The 19,706-nt window shown below is 60.1% G+C and carries 20 protein-coding genes; 6 read left to right on the top strand and 14 right to left on the bottom strand.

Annotated elements, in window-relative coordinates; translation table 11 throughout:
• Positions 1 to 188: 188 nt before the first annotated feature.
• From JNB71_RS10135 to JNB71_RS10120, 4 genes are all read right to left on the bottom strand, one after another.
• The gene (locus JNB71_RS10135; protein WP_220371679.1) at positions 189 to 725 is read right to left on the bottom strand and encodes a flagellar protein; all 537 of its coding nucleotides are present in this window, start codon (positions 723 to 725) and stop codon (positions 189 to 191) included.
• Between the two features lie 3 nt (positions 726 to 728).
• Entirely contained in the window at positions 729 to 2,126 is a 1,398-nt protein-coding gene (fliI, locus tag JNB71_RS10130) for a flagellar protein export ATPase FliI (protein WP_220371678.1), read from the bottom strand.
• Between the two features lie 75 nt (positions 2,127 to 2,201).
• Positions 2,202 to 2,927 carry a flagellar basal-body rod protein FlgF gene (flgF, locus tag JNB71_RS10125; RefSeq protein ID WP_220371677.1) on the bottom strand — a complete coding sequence of 242 codons (726 nt, stop codon included), beginning with the start codon at positions 2,925 to 2,927 and terminating at the stop codon, positions 2,202 to 2,204.
• A gap of 1 nt (position 2,928) precedes the next feature.
• Positions 2,929 to 3,708 carry a DUF1217 domain-containing protein gene (locus JNB71_RS10120; protein ID WP_220371676.1) on the bottom strand — a complete coding sequence of 260 codons (780 nt, stop codon included), beginning with the start codon at positions 3,706 to 3,708 and terminating at the stop codon, positions 2,929 to 2,931.
• 186 nt (positions 3,709 to 3,894) lie between these two features.
• Here JNB71_RS10120 and motA point away from each other — a divergent pair, with 186 nt between their 5' ends.
• The 6 genes from motA (at position 3,895) to JNB71_RS10090 (ending at position 9,198) form a co-directional block, all read left to right on the top strand.
• Positions 3,895 to 4,773: a flagellar motor stator protein MotA gene (gene motA, locus JNB71_RS10115; RefSeq protein ID WP_220371675.1), complete on the top strand. Its 879-nt coding sequence runs from the start codon at positions 3,895 to 3,897 to the stop codon at positions 4,771 to 4,773.
• Positions 4,774 to 4,777: 4 nt separating this feature from the next.
• Positions 4,778 to 5,725 carry a FliM/FliN family flagellar motor switch protein gene (locus JNB71_RS10110; RefSeq protein ID WP_220371674.1) on the top strand — a complete coding sequence of 316 codons (948 nt, stop codon included), beginning with the start codon at positions 4,778 to 4,780 and terminating at the stop codon, positions 5,723 to 5,725.
• Between the two features lie 61 nt (positions 5,726 to 5,786).
• A complete protein-coding gene (gene fliN / locus JNB71_RS10105; RefSeq protein WP_220371673.1) occupies positions 5,787 to 6,410 on the top strand; it encodes a flagellar motor switch protein FliN in 624 nt (207 codons plus the stop codon).
• Positions 6,411 to 6,439: 29 nt separating this feature from the next.
• Entirely contained in the window at positions 6,440 to 7,471 is a 1,032-nt protein-coding gene (gene fliG, locus JNB71_RS10100) for a flagellar motor switch protein FliG (RefSeq protein WP_220371672.1), read from the top strand.
• A 204-nt stretch (positions 7,472 to 7,675) separates the two neighbouring features.
• Positions 7,676 to 8,752: a flagellar biosynthesis protein FlhB gene (gene flhB / locus JNB71_RS10095; protein ID WP_220371671.1), complete on the top strand. Its 1,077-nt coding sequence runs from the start codon at positions 7,676 to 7,678 to the stop codon at positions 8,750 to 8,752.
• A 5-nt stretch (positions 8,753 to 8,757) separates the two neighbouring features.
• Complete coding sequence (locus JNB71_RS10090; RefSeq protein WP_220371670.1) at positions 8,758 to 9,198, top strand: hypothetical protein; 441 nt, start codon at positions 8,758 to 8,760, stop codon at positions 9,196 to 9,198.
• A 35-nt stretch (positions 9,199 to 9,233) separates the two neighbouring features.
• Here the strand turns inward: JNB71_RS10090 and visR are convergent, their stop codons facing one another.
• From visR to JNB71_RS10040, 10 genes are all read right to left on the bottom strand, one after another.
• Positions 9,234 to 9,980: a transcriptional regulator VisR gene (gene visR, locus JNB71_RS10085; protein WP_220371669.1), complete on the bottom strand. Its 747-nt coding sequence runs from the start codon at positions 9,978 to 9,980 to the stop codon at positions 9,234 to 9,236.
• A gap of 10 nt (positions 9,981 to 9,990) precedes the next feature.
• A complete protein-coding gene (gene visN, locus JNB71_RS10080) occupies positions 9,991 to 10,731 on the bottom strand; it encodes a transcriptional regulator VisN (RefSeq protein WP_220371668.1) in 741 nt (246 codons plus the stop codon).
• Positions 10,732 to 11,550: 819 nt separating this feature from the next.
• Entirely contained in the window at positions 11,551 to 13,239 is a 1,689-nt protein-coding gene (fliF, locus tag JNB71_RS10075) for a flagellar basal-body MS-ring/collar protein FliF (RefSeq protein WP_220371667.1), read from the bottom strand.
• A 290-nt stretch (positions 13,240 to 13,529) separates the two neighbouring features.
• Entirely contained in the window at positions 13,530 to 13,922 is a 393-nt protein-coding gene (gene cheT, locus JNB71_RS10070) for a chemotaxis protein CheT (protein ID WP_026203043.1), read from the bottom strand.
• Positions 13,923 to 14,035: 113 nt separating this feature from the next.
• Positions 14,036 to 14,590, bottom strand: a complete 555-nt coding sequence (gene cheD, locus JNB71_RS10065; RefSeq protein ID WP_220371666.1) for a chemoreceptor glutamine deamidase CheD — start codon at positions 14,588 to 14,590, stop codon at positions 14,036 to 14,038.
• The gene (locus tag JNB71_RS10060; protein WP_018324154.1) at positions 14,587 to 14,976 is read right to left on the bottom strand and encodes a response regulator; all 390 of its coding nucleotides are present in this window, start codon (positions 14,974 to 14,976) and stop codon (positions 14,587 to 14,589) included. The genes cheD and JNB71_RS10060 overlap by 4 nt, the downstream gene beginning before the upstream one ends.
• 1 nt (position 14,977) lies before the next feature.
• Positions 14,978 to 16,033, bottom strand: a complete 1,056-nt coding sequence (cheB, locus tag JNB71_RS10055; protein ID WP_220371665.1) for a protein-glutamate O-methylesterase CheB — start codon at positions 16,031 to 16,033, stop codon at positions 14,978 to 14,980.
• A complete protein-coding gene (cheR, locus tag JNB71_RS10050) occupies positions 16,030 to 16,935 on the bottom strand; it encodes a protein-glutamate O-methyltransferase CheR (RefSeq protein WP_220371664.1) in 906 nt (301 codons plus the stop codon). Before cheR ends, cheB begins: the two co-directional genes overlap by 4 nt.
• Positions 16,932 to 17,399 (bottom strand): chemotaxis protein CheW, encoded by a 468-nt coding sequence (locus tag JNB71_RS10045; protein ID WP_220371663.1) that lies wholly within the window; start codon positions 17,397 to 17,399, stop codon positions 16,932 to 16,934. The genes cheR and JNB71_RS10045 overlap by 4 nt, the downstream gene beginning before the upstream one ends.
• A 5-nt stretch (positions 17,400 to 17,404) precedes the next feature.
• Positions 17,405 to 19,699, bottom strand: a complete 2,295-nt coding sequence (locus JNB71_RS10040) for a chemotaxis protein CheA (protein WP_220371662.1) — start codon at positions 19,697 to 19,699, stop codon at positions 17,405 to 17,407.
• Positions 19,700 to 19,706 lie beyond the last annotated feature (7 nt).

The following is a 19,706-nucleotide window of genomic DNA, read 5'->3' as shown; positions in this document are numbered from 1 at the left end:
GGACTGAATTGAGAGGCGATGCGCTGCAATGCTCGCCGCCTTGCGACAGCTTCGTCGCGCATGCGCATCGCGCCGGTCGAAACGGCTGGAACGAGGTTGGTCGGCGCGTTGCAACGCCTTTGTACCGGCAGCCCGCTACCCGGTAGCGATGACATGCAGGCAGACGGCGGCACGACGTCGATGCGCGATCATTCAGCCTGCTGGATTTCGCCCTTGGAGGTGATCATCACCCAGCGCCCGTTGCGCTGCTCCAGTGTGGCAAGGCGGCTGTTGTCCGGCAGGATCGAGCCGATCCGGACAATATACATGCCGCTGTCGTCCTCGATCAGCGCACGGCCATTGGCGACATGGACGAGCTTGAAACCCACCGCTGCCGGAAACGGCTGTTCCAGGCCATCTTCCACGCTCAGCTTCCTGCTCTCTCGTTCCGGAACCGTCGCTGTGGTCAGTTGATCAATCGCCGCCTGCGTGGCGGCATCACGGTCCGTCATGGCCAAGGGCGAGGAGACACCGCCGGAGCCGGCGCGACCCGGCAGGTCACGCGTGCTGCCCTGCCACAGCGACGGCATCGAGAACTCGTCCTGATGCAGGAAAGCATACCAGGGAAAGAATGTCGCAAGGGCTGCAAGGGCGATGCCGGTCGCACCCAGCGCCTTGTCGATCAGCGGGGTGCGGCCGCCGCGCTTGCGCTGCGGCACGACTTCGTCGGCATCGTTATCTTTCACCGCTTACCCCTTTCGCATGTTCTGCGCCTGGCCGCCGCCGGTCGCCGCCGCCTTTAGCGCATTGGCAAGGTCGGTGAACGCATCGAAGGCCGGCCGCTCGCCCGGCGTCTGTTTCAGGATGTCGTAGATGACCGGAACCTGCTTGATCGCCATGTCGAGATCCGGGTCGCTGCCCGCCCGATACCCACCGATCAGCCTGAGGTCGCGCGTTTCCTCAAAGCGGTGGATCAGCGATTTCAACCGCGCCACCAGCTTTTCCTGATCCGGCGTCCAGGCCTTGCGTGCGAGACGCGAGACCGAAGCAAGCGGGTTGACTGGCGGATAGCGGCCTTCTTCGGCCAGGCTGCGATCCATGACGATATGGCCGTCGAGAATGCCGCGGGTAGAGTCGGCGATCGGGTCGTTGTGGTTGTCGCCGTCGACGAGAATGGAAATGATCGCAGTGATCGTGCCGGCCCCCTCGGCTCCCGGCCCGGCGCGCTCGAGCAATCGCGGCAGTTCGGTGAAAACCGAGGCCGGATAGCCGCGCGCGATCGGCGGTTCGCCGGAGGCTGTCGCGACCTCGCGGATGGCATGAGCAAAACGGGTGACGCTGTCGATGATCAACAGAACGTTGTTGCCCTGGTCGCGGTAATGCTCGGCGATCGTGACGGCCGTCAGCGGCGCCATCTTGCGTAGCATCGGGCTTTCATCGCTGGTCGCCACCACAGCGACCGACTTGGCAAGGTTATCGCCCAGCGTATCCTCGATGAATTCGCGCACTTCACGGCCACGTTCACCGACCAGCGCGATGACGACCTTGTCGAAAGCATCGGCGCGGGCGAGCATCGACAGAAGCGTCGACTTGCCGACACCGGAGCCGGCGAAGACGCCGAGACGCTGCCCGAGGCAGAGCGGCGAAAAGATGTCGATTGCCCGGACACCGGTGCGGAAGCCGTGCTCGACGCGCTTGCGGGTCATCGACGGCGGTGCCGTGTTGGAAATCGACCGGCGAACATTACCCTGCAACAGCGGTCCCCGGCCATCGATCGGCTCGCCCAGCGAATTGATCGTGCGACCGCACCAGGATTCCGTCGGCGCAATGCGGAAGGCGCCCTTGCGGATCACCGTGTCATGAATACCGATTGGATCGCCAGGCTCGATCGGGCAGACGACGACGGTCTCCTGCTCGACCTTGACGACTTCGCCGAGATGAATGCCGGTCGCGCTCTTGTGGGCGACAAATTCGCCGAGGCGCACATGCCGGGAAAGCCCGGTGACGGTATAGTAACCGGCGGAAATCGTCTGGACGTGACCGCCGGGGGCGACCGAAAACTCCGGATTGGAATAACGGCCGACAAGGCCTGCGAGCGCCGCGAGCGACGTCGAGGAATTGCGGATCTGGAGTTTCTCGTTCTGCATTCCGGTTCCTGCCGTCTAGCTTCCTGCACTTCCGAGCATCTTCGGGCCCGGCTTCCGCCGTTTGAAAAATCAGGCCTACTTGCTGCCGCCCAGCGTCTTGATCGCCTCGTCGAGCGAACCTTCACTGTCGCGCATCAGCGAAGTGATGTTTTCGAAGGCACGCGACACCATGATCAGCTGCGACATTTCCTGGACCGGATTGACGTTCGATTCCTCGACATAACCCTGCAGGACGCCGACATCGAAACGGTCGACGACGGGCTCGGCGGCCGAGTTCGGGATCACCGCGCTGTTGTCGTGTCGGAAAAAGCCGTTGGCGAAATTGGCTTCATAGAGCCCGAGGGCAGCAACCTGCGTTCCGTTCTGCTGGATGGCGCCGTCTGCGCCCACCTTGATTTCACCCGCCTGAGAATTGAGCCGGATCGGTGCACCGCCGGCGTCGAGGACCGGATATCCGCGCAGGGTCACCAGATCGCCTGTTTCCGTCAGCGTGAAGCGGCCGTCGCGGGTCAACGCGGCACCTGATGGCGTGTCGATCTGGAACCAGGCATCGCCCTTGATGGCGAAATCCAGCTGGTTGCCGGTCCGGTCGAGGCCCCCATTGTTGGTATTGAGGAATTCCTGGCCTTCGGACACGAAAGACACCTTGGTCGGCCGCGTATCGCCAAGCAGCTGGTTGAACTTCACCTCCGTCGAACGGAATCCGACGGTGGTTGAATTGGCGACGTTGTCGGCCAGCGTGTTCATGCGTTTTTCAAGCGCTATCTGGGAGGAGACAGCAACATAGAGACCGGTCTGCATATCAGCGCCCCCCGAGTTTCAGCGTATTGATGGAAAGCAGGAGATCGGAGGAGATGCCGTAGCCGCTGGAGGAACCGAAGACGGCGAGCGGATCATAGGGGTCCGAGGAATTGTTGACTTCCCAAAGTGTCGTGAACCGATCAAGCATCTTCGACAGTTTGGTCGGGTCCTGGAAATCCTTGATGTCGATGGCACTTTCGATCGCAGCCGCCTGCTTGTCGATGTCGGAAGCGGCAAACTCGTCCGGCATCTGCATCAGCGTACGTGTCACCTGCGCCAGTGCTTCATCGGCGAGCAGCCCATAAGCAGTGGTTATCGAGGGGGCCATGCGCGCGAAGTAGAGCGCCAGGCGAACGCCGGAATTTTCCTCGCCGGCATTCTGCTCCAGGGTCTGACGCGCATACTTGTCGACGACGCCCTTCTGCGCCCTGTCGAAGGACGTGGCGCCCGTGCCGTTGCGGGCGAAGTTCAGAGATTCGACAAGATCGGTGTAGCGGCTGTCGGTCAGTTGCTTGGCAAAGGCGTCATCGCTGTCGATGCCCTCGGTCAGCACCTTGCGCATGAAGGCCTTGGCATAGCCCATGTCTTCGAGACCGTGCGCCTTGATCGCATAGTTATAAAGCCGTGTGTCGGCGAAGAAATCATCGATCGTTTTGACGTTGCCGATATTGGCCAGGTAGTATTCGGTCTCCCGAGCAACATCGGGCTGCTCGGATACGCGTTCCAACGATTTGGTGAGGTTGCCTGCTATCAACTGGTAGCTGGTATAAGTCGTCGTCACGACATTTCCCCGTTCATCCATGAGACATGGCGCAATTCGCGCCGACTGGCCGTAAAACTGCCGGAGCTTGCTTGTGCGAACCTGTTTGCGCGCAAGCCCTGCGGGAGGCAGGCCAACAGCCAGCCTCACGCAAGGCTGAAGGCATAACGATACGGTCGAAAATCCACCTTTGCGGCAGGTATCGAAATGAACATCATCATCGGGCTCGTCTTGACGATTGGCTGTATCCTTGGCGGCTTCATTGCCATGGGTGGCCACATTGAGATCCTGAACCAACCCTTCGAGCTTGTCATTATCGGCGGCGCCGGTCTCGGCGGCTACGTGATGGCCAATTCGATGAAGGTGTTGAAGGATACCGGCAAGGCGCTCGGCGAAGCCTTGGCACACAGGGTGCCGAAGGAGCGCAACTATCTTGATACTCTGGGCGTTCTCTACAGCCTGATGCGCGACCTGCGCACGAAATCGCGCAACGAGATCGAAAGCCACATCGACAACCCCGACGATTCCTCGATCTTCCAGTCCGCCCCAACGGTCTTGAAAAACAAGGAACTGACGGCCTTCATTTGCGATTACGTACGCCTGATCATCATCGGCAATGCCCGCTCGCACGAGATCGAGGCGCTGATGGACGAGGAGATCAATACCATCACACACGACAAGATGAAGGTTTATCACGCGCTGACCACGATGAGCGACGCCTTCCCGGCGATCGGCATCGTCGCGGCCGTCCTCGGCGTCATCAAGGCGATGGGCGCAATCAGCGAGGCGCCGGAGGTCCTCGGCGCCAAGATCGCCGCAGCCCTCGTCGGCACGATGCTCGGCATCTTCCTGTCCTATTGCATCGCCAGCCCGGTGATCGCCAACATCAAGGCCGTCCGCGACAAGCAGAACCGTCTCTACATCATCGTCAAGCAGACCCTGCTTGCCTACATGAACGGTTCGGTGCCCCAGGTCGCGCTCGAATACGGCCGCAAGACCATCTCCGCCTACGAGCGCCCGTCGATCGACGCCGTTGAGCAGGAAATGATGAACCCCGGTGGCGGCGGCGAAAGCAAGGCGGCTTGATCCCATGACGGCAGCATCGAAAGACAACGTCTACGCCTTCGACAGCAAGCTGCTCGCCCGCATGACCGGCGCGCTCGGCGATACCAGGACCATTGGCAAGCTGTGCAGTGAAATCGGCCATGTCTTTGCGGAGTTCCTGCCGGACATCTTCCAGAACGAGACCGGCCTCGATATCGAAATCGGCTATGCCGGCTTCGACACGGGGCTGAAGTCGGAGCTGATCGCCAGGCTCGGCGACGGCGTGGCGCTGTGCGACGTGTCCCTGCGCAACTGGTGCCCGGACATCGTTCTCAGTTGCGACAGCCCGGTGATCATCACGCTGATGGAAATACTGCTCGGCGCGCCGCCGAACGCCATTGAAGAACCGAAGCCGCGAACGCTCTCCAATATCGAGCTCGACGTTGCCTCCATGGTGTTCGAAAAGATCGCCGATGTGCTCAAATCGGCCGTCAGCGCTGCCGGCGGCTTCGAGCCGTCCGTCGCACGGCCCCACAATGCCACCGAGCGGCCGGCTGCCGACCCGGATGTCAAGGATGTCTTTGCCGCCTGCGTCAACGTAACGATGGGCCTTGGTCCGGTACTCTCGACGTTCTCGATCATCGTGCCGCAGCAGGTCCTGCTGAAGACCACCGTTGTCTTCCCAAAAGGCATCGGGCAGGCCCGCAAGGCCAAGAGCGCGTGGAGCGAACAGCTGGAGCAGCAGGTCCGCCGCTCGGCCGTCGACCTCGAAGCCCGCATCAGGCTTGAGGACCTGACCCTCGATAAGATCAGCCGCCTGCAGCCGGGCGATGTCATTCCCTTCCAGGACGCCAAGGACGTGCGTGTCGAAATCAGCGCCAACGGCCGCGACCTCTATGTCTGCGAGCTCGGCCGGTCCGGCGCAAGATATACGGTTCGGATCAAGGATACCCACGGTTCGGAGAGCGACATTCTCCACCATCTCATGAGTTAAAAACCCCCCTGCCTTACCCGGCAGCATGGTTGGGGCAAGTTTCAACTGGAATAGTTCGCACATGGCACCGAAGAAAGCACGAATTGAAGACAAGACGATCCTGAGCGCCGGGGATGCCGAGCTCGATCAGGCCATCGACGATCTGCGTGGCGTCCTGCAAAGCAACGCTGCAGGCACTGCTCCGGCGACCGATTTCGGCATGGATTTCGCGGCCACGTCGGTGGGCGAAACATCGGATTTCGGCAGCACGTTCGGGACCGAGACCGATCTCAGCAGTTTCGGCGGCGATTTCGGCGACAGCAGCAGCTTCGGCGACCTGGACCAGGGCGCAGCCGGCTCATCGTTTGACGCCGGATCGTTCGGCGGCAGCGATTTCGGCGGTTCGAGCAGCTTCGAGGAAACGTCCTCCACCGAGCCGGGCAGCGGCATGACGGCCAATCTCGACCTGATCATGGACATCCCTATCGATGTTCAGATCGTTCTGGGCACCAGCCGGATGCAGGTCTCCGGCCTGATGAACCTGACGGAGGGCGCAACCATCGCGCTCGACCGCAAGATCGGCGAGCCGGTCGAAATCGTCGTCAACGGCCGTGTGATCGGCCGCGGCGAGATTACCGTGCTCGACGAGGACGAGACACGTTTCGGTGTTAAACTCATCGAGATCAAGGGTACCGGTAAAGTTTGAACCCGATCACGGGTTATGAGGATCAATCCATGATGGATTTCGACAATTTTGAAGCTTCCGCGCCGACGAAGCCCCTCAGTCAAATGGACAAGGCCGCAGCCGTTCTGCTTGCGATGGGCAAGCCGGTCGCCGGAAAATTGTTAAAGTTCTTCACCCAAAGCGAACTGCAGGGCATCATCGCCTCGGCCCAGTCGCTTCGGTCGATACCGCCCCACGAACTGGAAATCCTGGTCAATGAGTTCGAGGACCTGTTCACTGAAGGCGCCGGCCTGATGGACAATGCCAAGGCCATCGAAGGCATTCTCGAAGAGGGCCTGACACCCGACGAAGTGGACGGGCTGCTGGGCCGCCGCGCAACTTTCGCAGCATATGAAGCCAATATCTGGGATCGCCTGCAGGACTCCGATCCGGTCTACGTAGCCCAGCATCTCGGCAAGGAACACCCGCAGACGATCGCCTATGTGTTGTCGATGATGCCGTCGACCTTCGGCGCCAAGGTTCTGCTGCAGCTGCCGGAAAGCAGCCGCGCCGATATCATCAACCGCGCCGTCAACATGAAGAATGTCAGCCCAAAGGCCGCTCAAATCATCGAGACGCGTGTCGTGGAGCTGATGCGCGAGCTGGACGCAGACCGCAACTCGGCTGGATCCAACAAGATTGCAGAAGTGATGAACGAGCTGGAGAAGACCCAGGTCGATACGCTTCTTGCATCGCTCGCATCGATCAACACCGAAGCGGTCAAGAAGGTCCGTCCGAAGATCTTTCTCTTCGACGACGTCCTCACGATGCCGCAGCGCAGCCGCGTTCAGCTTTTCAACGACGTGTCGAGCGAAATCATCACCATGGCGCTGCGCGGATCGAGCATGGAGCTGCGCGAAGCGGTGCTCGCTGCCATCGGCGCCCGCCAGCGCCGCATGATCGAATCGGATCTCGCGGCCGGCGATGCCGGCATCAACCCGCGCGATATCGCGATTGCCCGGCGTTCGATCACCCAGGAAGCCATTCGTCTCGCGTCCAGCGGCCAAATCGAGCTCAAGGATCGGGATGCAGCCGCAGCCTGACCCTGTGCGGCGCCTCGCTGCGCTGCCTGCCTGACTGCAAAACGCAAAGCCCTTGCACGCCGGTTCAGGGGCTTTTTGCTGGCTGCATCTCGGTTTCTGTGAAGCGCCGCGATTCTGCGTATAACTTTCTTGCATCCTCCGCGACCTCGGCCCACAACCGCTTGACGGCAGCGGCCGCCCTCAGGAGCAAGAGACCTTCATCGGATGTCGGACGATCAGGACAAAGACAGCAAAACAGAATCGCCGTCTGAAAAGAAAATGAACGACGCCATTGAAAAGGGCAACACTCCCTTTTCGCGCGAGGTGACGATGTTCGCCTCGGTCGTCGCCACCTATATTTTCATCGTCTTCTTTCTCCCCCAGGGTTTTTCGACCGTCGCCGAATCGCTCAAGGACATCTTCGAGCAACCGGAGGCGTGGCGCATCGACACCGCCACGGATGTGGTGGCGCTAGTCTCGCATCTTCTCTGGAAGGCGAGCGCGCTGATGATCCCGTTCTTCACGCTGCTCATCGTGTTCGGTATCGGCTCGTCCATCCTGCAGAATCTTCCGACGCCGGTGTTCGACCGGATCGCGCCGAAGCTGAACCGCATTTCGCCGATGGCCGGCTGGAAGCGGATTTACGGCATACAGGGCCTCGTCGAATTCGCCAAGGCGCTGTTCAAGATCCTGATCGTCTCGATCATCATCGTCCTGACGCTCTGGAACGACTACTACGCCACGCTCGATTCGATGTTTTCCGATCCGCTGACAATCCTCGCGACGATGTCGGGCGATCTCAACCAGATCATGATCGTCATCCTGATCTCGACCTGCATCATCGCCGCCGTGGATTTTTTCTGGACACGGTACCACTGGTACACCGAACTCAGAATGACCAAGCAGGAGGTCAAGGAAGAGCTGAAGCAGTCGCAGGGCGATCCGATCGTCCGCGCCCGGCTGCGTTCGATCGCTCGCGACCGCGCCCGCCGGCGCATGATCACCTCTGTTCCGCGTGCCACGCTGGTCATCGCCAACCCGACCCACTATGCCGTCGCGCTCCGCTACGTGCGCGAGGAAGGCGATGCGCCGGTCGTCGTAGCCAAGGGACAGGACCTTGTCGCGCTGAAAATCCGCGAGATTGCAGAGGAGAACGGCATCCCCGTTTTTGAGGACCCGCCTCTCGCACGCTCAATGTTTGCGCAAGTCTCGGTCGATAGTGTGATTCCACCGGTGTTTTATAAGGCCGTCGCCGAACTCATCCACCGGATCTATGCCACGCAGCCGAAACGGGTGACGTAAAAGACATGAAAAAATGCGAATATTCCGAACAGCGCGAAAAAATTGTAGCCGATGCTATTCGTCCTGTTGCGACTGAATTGCGTCTGATCGATGCAGCCGACTATATCGCGCTGCTTCGCTTTGAATCACACGGTAGCCTCGCCGACCTGGTTTCCTCCGCGGCGGAGCTCTATTTTCTTCCCGGTACCGTAAATTTCGGTATCGGCGGCAACTACACGTTGGACTGGGGTACCGAACCGGAAATCTCGCTCGATCTCGAGTTGAAGCCGGACGGCGTCACGGTCTATGCCCGACTGGCGCTCGGCAAGGATACAGCCGGCCTCGAGATCAACCATATCGCATTCAAGAGCCCGTCCAGCGATCCGGACGAAAATACAGCGTTCCTGGAAAACAGCCTCAACGCTGCGAAATTCGTAAAATCCTATCCGACCGCCCTTGCGAGTTGAGCGGCGATAACCGGCCATGACGGCCAAAAATCCAATCAGCTGATATAACCGAGACGAATGGCCTTGGCGATCGCCTGGATTCTGTTGACCGAATCCAGCTTGGTCGTCGCTGCGCCAAGGTAGGCATTGACCGTATGCACCGACAGCCCCATCTTCTCGGCGATCTCTTCGCTGATATAGCCATCGCCGGCCATCTGCAGGCAGCCGATCTCGCGGTCGCTCAGCGCTTCGGCCGGCAGCATGCGCCGCTCGTCGGCGGCAAGCAGGTCGGTCATGACCTGGCAGGCGCGGCCGTGCAGATCGATGATGACCTCGCTTGTCAGGTCGATGTAGCTGCCGGTGAACACGACATAGCCATTGCCCTGTGCGCCGAGCCTGACCGGCAGGGCAATGCCGCAATAGGGCAAGAGGCGCGCTTCCAGCCGACGGGTGAATCGACCGAAATCCGGCGCCTCCGCAGTCTGGTGGTCGCCCATGCCGTTCCACAGAAGCGGCAGCAGCGAGACATCCAGATGCTGAAGCATTTCGCCGCCATAGACCGCCACCAGTTCGCGCGTCATGGCTTCGGCCGCGGCACCCCAGTTATCAAGCACGCAGGTCAGCTTGCATGACGCAGGCAGGCCGTTTCCGTTCAACCGCAGCACCGAGAAGTTCTTGGCGTTGATCTGCTTCTGCATGCCTTGCAGCCGGGTAACGAGCGTTGCCGCCCGCGACGCCCTGGCTTGCAGCCGTCCTCCCTTATGGTCATCTGCGGCGCGGTTATTCGAGAGGAAAAAGGTCATGGCCGCATTCCTAGACGAGGTTGTTTCGAACAGCGTAGGCGATCGCCTCGGAACGGGTCTTCGTCGCGGTCTTGCGCATCACGCTGGTGATGTAGTTGTTGATGGTGTTGCGGGAGATGCCGAGGATGACGGCAATCTCATCGCTGGTCTTGCCCTCGGCAATCCAGAAGAGGCATTCGAGCTCGCGTTCCGTCAGTTCGAATTCTCGATCGACGCGGGTGCCGTGCTCCTTGGTAAAGCTCGCAAAATATCCGGCCAGCAGACCGATATCCCTCAAGCTCTCTTGCGAGAGAATGACATCCTGGGGGAAGAGAAGCATCAGGGACAGGCGGGCGCGTCCGACGTTAAAGGTGACTGCACAATACTCACGGCTGATGCCGCGGCTGACGTCGATGTCATCCGGCAGGCCCATGAAGACCGGCTGCATGACGGAAAGACATTTCTGCATCTCGTTGGTTTTGGAATGGAGCTGCGACAGCACCTTGCCGAGCCGCTTGACCACGTCGAACGGCCAATCCGAGCACACGACGAAATCCAGACCGTCGTCTTGCGACAGGTCATAGCGAGCCAGAAGATAGTGGGTGGCGCCGACATACTCCGTCAATGCGGCAAGCCCCTTGCTGAGGTTGCCACGTTCCGCAAACTCGCCGAGCCTGCGGATCAGTTGTTCTTTCGAAAATCCTCGTCCGGCACCGCGCACCGAAACGACCGGCACCGGCCAGATTGCGATCTCTGTCTGTAGAGAATCCATGACATTACCCCCGTGATGGATTCGTCCGTGCTCATTCAAGCGCTGTTTGCCGCCGCCGACACCCGGATCAAGGCATTCCGCTTTCCTTAACCCGACGCAAATTAGTACGCGAATCACTACACAAAATGTACATCGCTCCCCGCGAAAAACTACTACCCTCCTTCTCGTGATTTACTTTTGGCGGGTTTCATGGAGCGATTCGAATCCGACACGTCCGTACACCGATCGAAAATGACAGCCTAAGACAGGATGCTTCATAATTACCTGATATTAAACGATATTTATTTGTAGATTAGCTCTTATCGGCATTTTCCAGCAAACTGGCGGGCGCAACATTGGTACCGTTCCGCAAAAAAACGCTCTTTAAACCAGTGTCAGCCCGCCAAATCGAAATTGCCGATTCTTCTCTTTCCTTATTTGTTTTCCGGCGCTGTTGCCGAATTGCATCAGAGCCTTTGATGTCTATTTTTCCGCTTGGCCGTGGGAACCGAAGTATAAATCTAAATAGTATTTCTGTAATATTTCTGTAATTTTGCAGTCATCCGGATTTTTTGAATCAATACATGGCACGCGGCGGACAAAATCTCAGACCAAAGCCTGCCCCTTCGGGCGGAAATTAACCATTGGTTAAATATAACGAATCTCGGCGCGTGGCGTTACGTTGACCTGTCGCCTCGCGATTCTTGCAGAGCCGCCAAAGGCTTCCGGCAATACAGGAAATGGGCAGGCGTCTATTTCCAGCAGACCGAGCGGCGCTTCAAGACGAAAAACCCGCCTGAACGGCGGGTTTTTATTTACGGGCCCATGTTCGGACGAAGGCTAAGCCGCCTTTTCTGCAACCCACTTGCGAAGGATCTTGGCGGCGCGCTCCTCGCTGATCTCGACCATGCGGGCAAGCCTGCGTTCGGGGCCTTCCTTGACCCGGCGATTGAAACCGCCTTCGCTGTCGTCGCCGAGGCTGAGCAAGTCGTCGGTGCTGTCGAAGCCGAAGTCGGAACCGAAGCCTTCCATCAGCGCCCCGCCCGCGGCACCCGTCGTGGCAGGCGAGAAATCCGGCAGCTCGAGGCCAACGGCTTCGTTTTCGGCAAGAGCCGTGGCACCCGTGCCGATTCCCATCGAGCGGGCCAGCGGACGCATGCCCATCCAGACGACCACGACTGCGACTGCGACGAAGGCAAGCGCGTTGATGATGCCACCGAGATTCCGGGTCAGCGTCTCCATGATGCCGGGACCTGAGACCGGCTCGTCGAGCAGCTGCGCGTTGACGAAGTCCATGGCGGTCAGCGTGATCACGTCGCCGCGGGCCGGATCGAGGCCCACGGCCGACGCGACGATCTTCTGCATGTCCTTTATATAGGCATCGATCTTCGCCTGGTCGGCGCCTTCGCCGACCATGGCGGCAACGCGGCCGCGGTTGACCACCACGGCGACGGAGAGTTTCTCGACCGTATAGCTGCTTTTGACCGTCGCTACAGTCTTTGAGTTGATCTCGTAGTTGGTCTGCTCTTCCTTTTTTTCGGTCTGGTCGTTCGACTGAGGTCCAGTCGTGTTGCCCTGCGGTGCAGCCTGTGGAACGTTCTGCTGTACGGTCGCCGCGTTGTCCGCCTGCTGCTGGCTGGATTTCTGTTCTTCCTTGATGATACGGGTCGAGCGCTCGACGCGGGATTCCGGATCGAAGACCGTTTCCTGGATCTGCTGGGTATCGGTGTTCAGCTGGGCGGTGACGCTGGCGCGGAAGTTGTCCATACCAAGGAAAGGTGCGAGCGCCTTGTCGATATTGCTCTCGATTTCCTGCTGAACATTCTGGACGATGCCCAGCGACTGATTCATGGCGCTGTTGGCAGGATCATCGCCGGAGGCCAGAAGCTGGCCGGCGGAATCGAGGATGGTGACGTCATCGATGCTCAGGCCCGGAACGGACGAAGCCACCAGATGGCGGATGGATGCTGCAGCGTTGCGGCCGATGTTGGCGCTCGCCCGGATCATCACCGAGGCCGTCGGTTTCTGTTCCGTCTTGCGGAAGCTGCCCCGGTCGGCCATGACGATGTGGACGCGGGCGGCGGCAATCCCGGAAATCTGCTGGATGGTGCGGGCGATTTCGCCCTCGAGCGCACGGACGCGGGTGACTTCCTGCATAAAGGAGGTAAGGCCCAGCGAGCCGACATTGTCGAAGAGTTCGTATCCGGCGTTGGCGCTATTGGGCAGGCCGCGCTCGGCCAGATAGAGGCGAGCCTTGCCGGTCATGCCGACGGGCACCTGCACGCTCGACCCATCAGCGCCCACGGCAAAGTCGATATTCGCTTCGGCGAGCGCGACGCTGACCTGATTGAGGTCGCTGCTTTCGAGCCCAACATAAAGCGTCTCATAGGATGGCTTGTTGACGTAAAGGCCGGCAGCGAGAACGATCCCGACTGCGACGACGCCGGCTGCAATCAGCGCGATCAGCTTGCCCTGGCCGAGACTTGCCAGGTTTTTCGTGACCGTCGATAGTTGATCCAACAGATTCATTCTGTTTCCGCACCCAGTGGCGCATGTTCCCTACCGGCAACATCGCCCGGGACATGCACAGATCCAAACATTCGGGATTGTCGGATCGATTCGGTCCGTGGCCTTCGTCAAATCACACCAAATCTACCAACCCCGATTGGCACACTAGGAAACGAAACTTGCGCGAACTTGTCTTGAAGACCTGCTTTTGACGGCAGTGCAACAACGATTTCGGGAATGACGGCACAAAACGCGACCGCCGCGTCGGTACCAAGGCGGCGTTTAGCGAATCGAGCGAAAAGTAGCTGCGCCTAGAAGGCTTCGAAATCGCCGGCGGCTTCTGTCAGTGGCTGTGAATGACCGTGCCGAAGCAAGCCGTTGCCGAGCGATTTCTGCATGTCTGCCAGCTTGACCAGGTTGAGGGCGGTTGTCACGTCAACCAGCCAGTGCTGCGGAATAGCCGCCGTCACAGTGTCGATGAATTCGGCCAGACCGCGCGTCTTCTGAACGGCGAGATCGATCCCCTGCAGAACCTTGATGCGGTCGGCTGAATCCAGAACGGCTTCACCATGGATATCGCTCAACATCGGTTCGATCCGCTCGATCAGATAAGCCACGTCATAGAGCTCGGAGACGATGCGCATCATCACATCCGGGAGCGCCTCGTCGACGTGAGGCATATGGCTCTTCAATTCAGTCCGCATTACTCGCCCTCACGCTGGCAACAATTGCCGTCCCGGATTTCCCTGACGGCCTACGCTATACAATTTGCCAAAGCCACGTCCGGGACGGAGATCCTCGGCCGCCGGCCCAAGCGCTAGAAAAACTCGATCGTGTTGTCGGCCGGCTTCGGTGCAGGCCGGGGGCGCTGCTCCTGGGCCACGGCCCTTTGGGCTTCCACGCCCGTCAAAGCATATTGGCGGGCGCGGCCACTGAGGGGCCAATATTCGAGCTTGCGGCCATGATCGCCGCCAGTGCTCTCACCGACCACCTGGATGCCTTCGTCCATCAGGAACTGCCGGGCAAACAATGCATTCTGCTCGCCGACGTTGGAGAAGCGCGCGATCGTCTTCGCACCACCGAAGATCTTCGCTTCCAGCCGTTCTCGACGCGCACCCTTCTTGAGGAGCCCGTTGATCAGCAGTTCCATCAGATGCACGCCATAGCGTGTTGCATCACCGCCCGAGGACATCGCCTCGGCCGAGCCGGGCAGCAGGAAGTGGTTCATGCCACCAACTCCCGCGACCGGATCACGCATGCACGCGGCCACGCAGGAGCCGAGGATGGTCGAAAGCACGACATCCGGATCGCTGACCACCTTCCATTCGCCCTGAATGACATGCACACGTTTGGTCGCGGTATCCATGATCATTTCAATGCCCCGAAAACAGCCTCGATCGCAGCCTTCATCTTTTCGATGGTGAAGGGCTTTGCCAGCACGTTGTTGGCGCCGAGCGCGGCTGCCTTGGTCACCAGTGCGCGGTCACCCTGCGCCGTCAGGATAATGAAGGCCGCCTTCTTCGTCGCCGGATTGGCACGCACCGCCTGCAGGAGGCCAAGGCCGTCCATCTTCGGCATGTTGAAGTCCGAAATCACCAGGTGGTGGGGCTGCTGGGCCATGATCTTCATGCCCTGTTCGCCATCGCCGGCGGCCGTGATCTGCTTGAAGCCGAGCTGCTGCAGCGCGTCACCGAGCAGCAGCCGACTTGTGACCTGATCATCGACGATCAGAACTTTGATTTTTTCCGCGAGTGACATCTTATTCGCTTCCTTCTCTTCGGGCGGCGGTGCTTTTCAATACTTCTTCCCCGATTGAGCTGAGGGGTAGTTGGGTTTCGACGGCGCCCAGTTCATAGGCAACCCTCGGCATTCCATACACGACACAGGTTTTTTCATTCTGACCGAATGTGCGGGCACCTGCGTGGCGCATTTTCAAGAGACCAGATGCGCCATCTCGGCCCATTCCGGTCAGGATCACACCGACTGCATTGCGGCCCGCCAGTTCCGCAACCGAATCGAACAGCACATCGACGGATGGACGATGGCCATTCACCGGTTCGCGGTCCAGCAGACGGCAGCACGGTGAAGATGGATTGACGACCTGTAGATGGCGTTCGCCACCCGGTGCCAGATAAATCTTTCCGATCTCGAGCCTTGCGCCATCCGTCGCTTCCTGCACGGTTGGAGCACAGAGACGGTTCAAGCGCTCGGAAAAGCTCTTGGTGAAGGTGTGCGGCATGTGCTGCGTGATCACCGTCGGCGGGCAATTGGCCGGAAACTTCTGCAGAACCGCAATCAGCGCCTCGACGCCGCCGGTAGACGAGCCGATGGCGATGATCTTCCTGCCGGCCCTGTAATCCGAGCTCGCATTGGCGTTCGCGGCGCTTGGCACGGCCACCTTGTTGCCGGTGATGATATACTTGCGCTGCGACCGGGCCGCGGCCTTCACCTTGTCGGCAAGATCGCTGAACGGACGGGGATCGCCCGGCAGCGGCTTTCCGACGCAATCGAAGGCACCGATTTCCAATGCAGCAATAGTCGCTTCCGCACCCTTGTGCGTCAGCGTGGAAACCATAATCACCGGCATTGGCCGCAGCCGCATGATTTTATCCAGGAATTCGAGCCCGTTCATATTGGGCATCTCGATGTCGAGCGTAATGACGTCCGGGTCTAGCTCCTTGATCGCCTGACGCGCCTGCATCGCGTCGGCCGCCTGGCCGATAACCTCGACCTCGGGATCGCTGCTGAGGATACGCGTGATCAATCCCCGCATCGTGGCGGAGTCATCGACAACAAGAACGCGTGCTGCACTCATGAGCGTCCTCCGTGTGCCCTGCCCGTATAGCGGTAGGTTGTTATGCCGATATTGTCGAAGACCGACTTTGCGTCCCCGGAAACACGCTCGGAATGACCGATATAAAGATGTCCCTGGGACGCGAGCATGCCGGCAAAGCGCGACCAGATCTTCATCTGGGTGGGCTCGTCGAAATAGATAACGACGTTGCGGCAGAAGATGACGTCGAACGGCCCCTTGAACGGCCACTGGGCCATCAGGTTCAGTTCGTTGAAGGTGATGAGCCGCTTGACGCGATCATCTACCTGCCACTTCTGGCGGCCGTTGACTGCGGTTTCAGAGAACCACTGCTTGCGCATCGCCGGACTGACGGTCTCGAGCGCCGTCGCATCATAGGCGCCGGCACGGGCGAGTGCCAGGATCTTCGGATCGATGTCGGTCGCGAGAATACGGAAATCGTAGTCCGCCGCATTCGGCATCATCGACAGAACGGTGAGGGCTATCGAATAGGGCTCCTGCCCGTCGGAGCAGGCAGCAGACCAGATGCGCACCCGGCCGCCATTCTTGGCGCGGTTCAGCAGCTCCGGCAGAACATCCGTCTTCAGGTGGTCGAAATGATGGTTTTCGCGGAAGAAGCGGGTGAAGTTGGTGGTCAGGTGCGAGAGCATGTCGCGCCGCTCGGCGGCACCGGCCGGCGAGGAGACGAGCTGGCAATACTCGCGAAACCCCTTGAGGCCGAGATTGCGGATATGCTTCGACAGCCGCGAGTAGACGAGCGAAGCCTTGGATTCGTTCAGGTAGATGCCGGCGTCGGCGTAGATCATCGCAGCGATCTCGGCGAGGTCGCGGCGGGTCAGCGGATATTCGCCACTCGCCAGGCACTCGTCCTGAGATAATCTGGTGTCAAAGGCCGGCATGCTCATGCTGCTTCACTTTCTGTCTGGGGGAAGACTGCTTCCAATTCGATCAGGCAGATCATCCGCTTATCGATCGCAAGCACCCCGCGGGCGAAGGTCCGCTCGAACTCGGACGACATGTCCGGTGTCGGCTGTATGTCCTCGTCCCTGATCGTCAGAATATCCGAGACCGCCTCGACCAGGAGACCCACTATCTTGTTCTTGACCTGCGTGACGATGATGACATGGCGCACGGTCGGTTCGGCAGGCTTCATTCCAAGCCGCGCCGACAGATCGATGATCGGCAGCACCGCACCGCGCAGGTTGATGACGCCGAGCACATAGGACGGCGCATGCGGCATCGGCGTCGCTGGTGTCCAGCCGCGGATTTCCCGCACAGACATGATGTTGACGCAGAATTCCTGATCGCCGATGCGGAACGCGATCAGCTCGCGTGCTCCGCTCGTCAGATTTTTTGCGAGATAGCTCATGGTCCTTACCCGGCAGCAGCAAGCGACGTTTCGAGGTGGAGGGGTTGGCCGCGCGATGCCGCGACAACGGCATCGACGTCCAGAATGAGAGCGACGCGGCCGTCACCGAGAATGGTGGCAGCAGCAATGCCCGGTACATGCGTGTAGTTGGCTTCCAGGCTCTTGATGACGACCTGGCGCTGGCCCTGGATGGCATCGACCATCAGAGCGCGCTGCCCGCCGCCTTCGGATTCCACCAGAAGGGCCACGCCTTCAACCGGATTGGCCTGGGTCGCACGGAAATTGAGGATCCGACCGACGTCAACCAGCGGGCAGAACGAGTTGCGGATCGAGATCAGACGCTGCGTGGCGCCGAAGGAGTGGATTGCCGCAGCGTCGGGCTGCAGCGTCTCGACGATCGCCGTCAACGGCACGACCAGCGTCTGGCCGGCAACCGTGACGACCATGCCGTCGAGCACGGCCAGCGTCAGCGGCAGGCTCATGGTGAAGACGGAGCCCTGCCCCGGCTTCGACGAGATGTTGATGCGACCGCCAAGCGCCTGGATCGACCGCTTGACCACGTCCATGCCGACGCCGCGGCCTGAAAGGTCAGACACCTTGTCGGCGGTCGAGAAGCCAGCGTGGAAGATCAGGTTGTCGATTTCTTCGTCGGACAGGTTGGCGTCGGCCGCAATCAGGTCGTTGTCGATCGCCTTCTGGCGGACCTTTTCGCGGTTGATGCCGGCACCGTCGTCGGACAGTTCGATGACGATGCGGCCCGAGCGATGCTTGGCGGTAAGCTTCACCGTACCTTCGACGCTCTTGCCCGCCGCAAGGCGCTTTTCCGGCATTTCGAGACCGTGGTCGACGGCGTTGCGGATCATGTGCGTCAGCGGCTCGGCCAGCTTGTCGATAACAGTCTTGTCGACTTCGGTATTCTCGCCTTCGGTGACGAGGCGAACCGACTTGCCGGTAATATCGGCGATTTCGCGGACCGTGCGGGCCATGCGCTGGAAGACCGGCTTAACGGGCTGCGCGCGGATCGCCATGACCGAGTCCTGGATTTCCCGCGTCAACTGCTGGAGTTCTTCGAGGCCCATGTTGATCGAGGAGACGCCGTTTGAGTCATTCTCGATGACGCTCTGCGACAGCATCGCCTGGTTGATGACGAGTTCGCCGACGAGGTTGATGAGGCGATCGACACGATCGAGATCGACGCGGATCGTCTGACCGGCGGCGGATGCCTGCTGGGCATTGTTCTGGGCAGCGGCAGCGGCGGCGGCCCCCTTGTCAGCAGCAGCGGCTCGCGACGCATTGGCAGCCATCTGGACGACATTGGAAGCGGTTTGGGCAGCCGTGACCGCTTGAGCGGCGGCGATCTGTTCTTCTTCCTCGACAACGCCCAGCGGCGCGTGAGGTTCTTCATCGAGCGCCGAGAGATCGAACGGAACAGGCTGCATCGGCAGTTCTTCGGTCTCGCCGTCGGCGCCTTCGCCGGCGTCGGCGGCAATCAGTTCAAGTTCGCAATCCCATTCGGCGAATTCGAAAACGGAGCGGATCGCATCTTCGCCCCTATCGGTCTTGATGGAGACCTTCCAGGAGAAGTAAGCGGCTTCCGGGTCCATCTGGTCAAGCGGCGGCAAGCTATCCATGTTGCAGTGGATGCTCATCTCGCCGAGGCGGGAGAGATCGCGCAGGAGCAACGTCGCTTCGTTGCCCTTGGTGTAGAGTTCGGATTTCGGCTTGAAGATCACCTCATAGGCCGGGTGTTCGATCGCGGCTTCCTCTTCGCCGCCGAAATCATCAAAGGAGAAAGCAACGGGGACAAAGCCTTCGTCATTGGGTGCTGCTGCCGCTGCGACAGGAGCAGGCTTTGGTGCCGATGCCGCCTTGGGAGTAGCGGCCTTTGGTGCGGGAGCCTCGGCGGCCGGCGGCGCTTCGCCCTTGGCAAGCGCCTCGAGCTCGCGGATCAGCTGTGCCGAACGCGCCTGGTCGACGCTGCCGCCGTCGCGGGCAACATTGGTCAGATCGGCCAGAACGTCGGCCGATTTCAGCATGACCTTCAGGACGTCCTGTGTCGGTTCCAGCTTGTTGGAGCGAACGCAATCAAGTGTGGTCTCGAACACATGCGCGAAGGAGACCAGATCATCCAGCGCGAAAGCGCCGGCGCCCCCCTTGATGGAGTGCACCGCGCGGAAGACCGCATTCACCGTTTCCGGATCACGGTCGCCGTCGTTGAGCCGCAGGAGACCGGATTCCAGTTCGGCGAGTTGCTCCTCGCACTCCTGGAAGAAAATCTCTTTGATTTCGTTCATATCCATGGGTGGA

This window comes from Rhizobium herbae (assembly GCF_019511375.1).
In the GTDB taxonomy this organism is placed as follows: domain Bacteria; phylum Pseudomonadota; class Alphaproteobacteria; order Rhizobiales; family Rhizobiaceae; genus Pararhizobium; species Pararhizobium herbae_A.
Note: the sequence above shows the minus strand (reverse complement) of the source record. Positions and strands in the feature narration are given on the sequence as shown.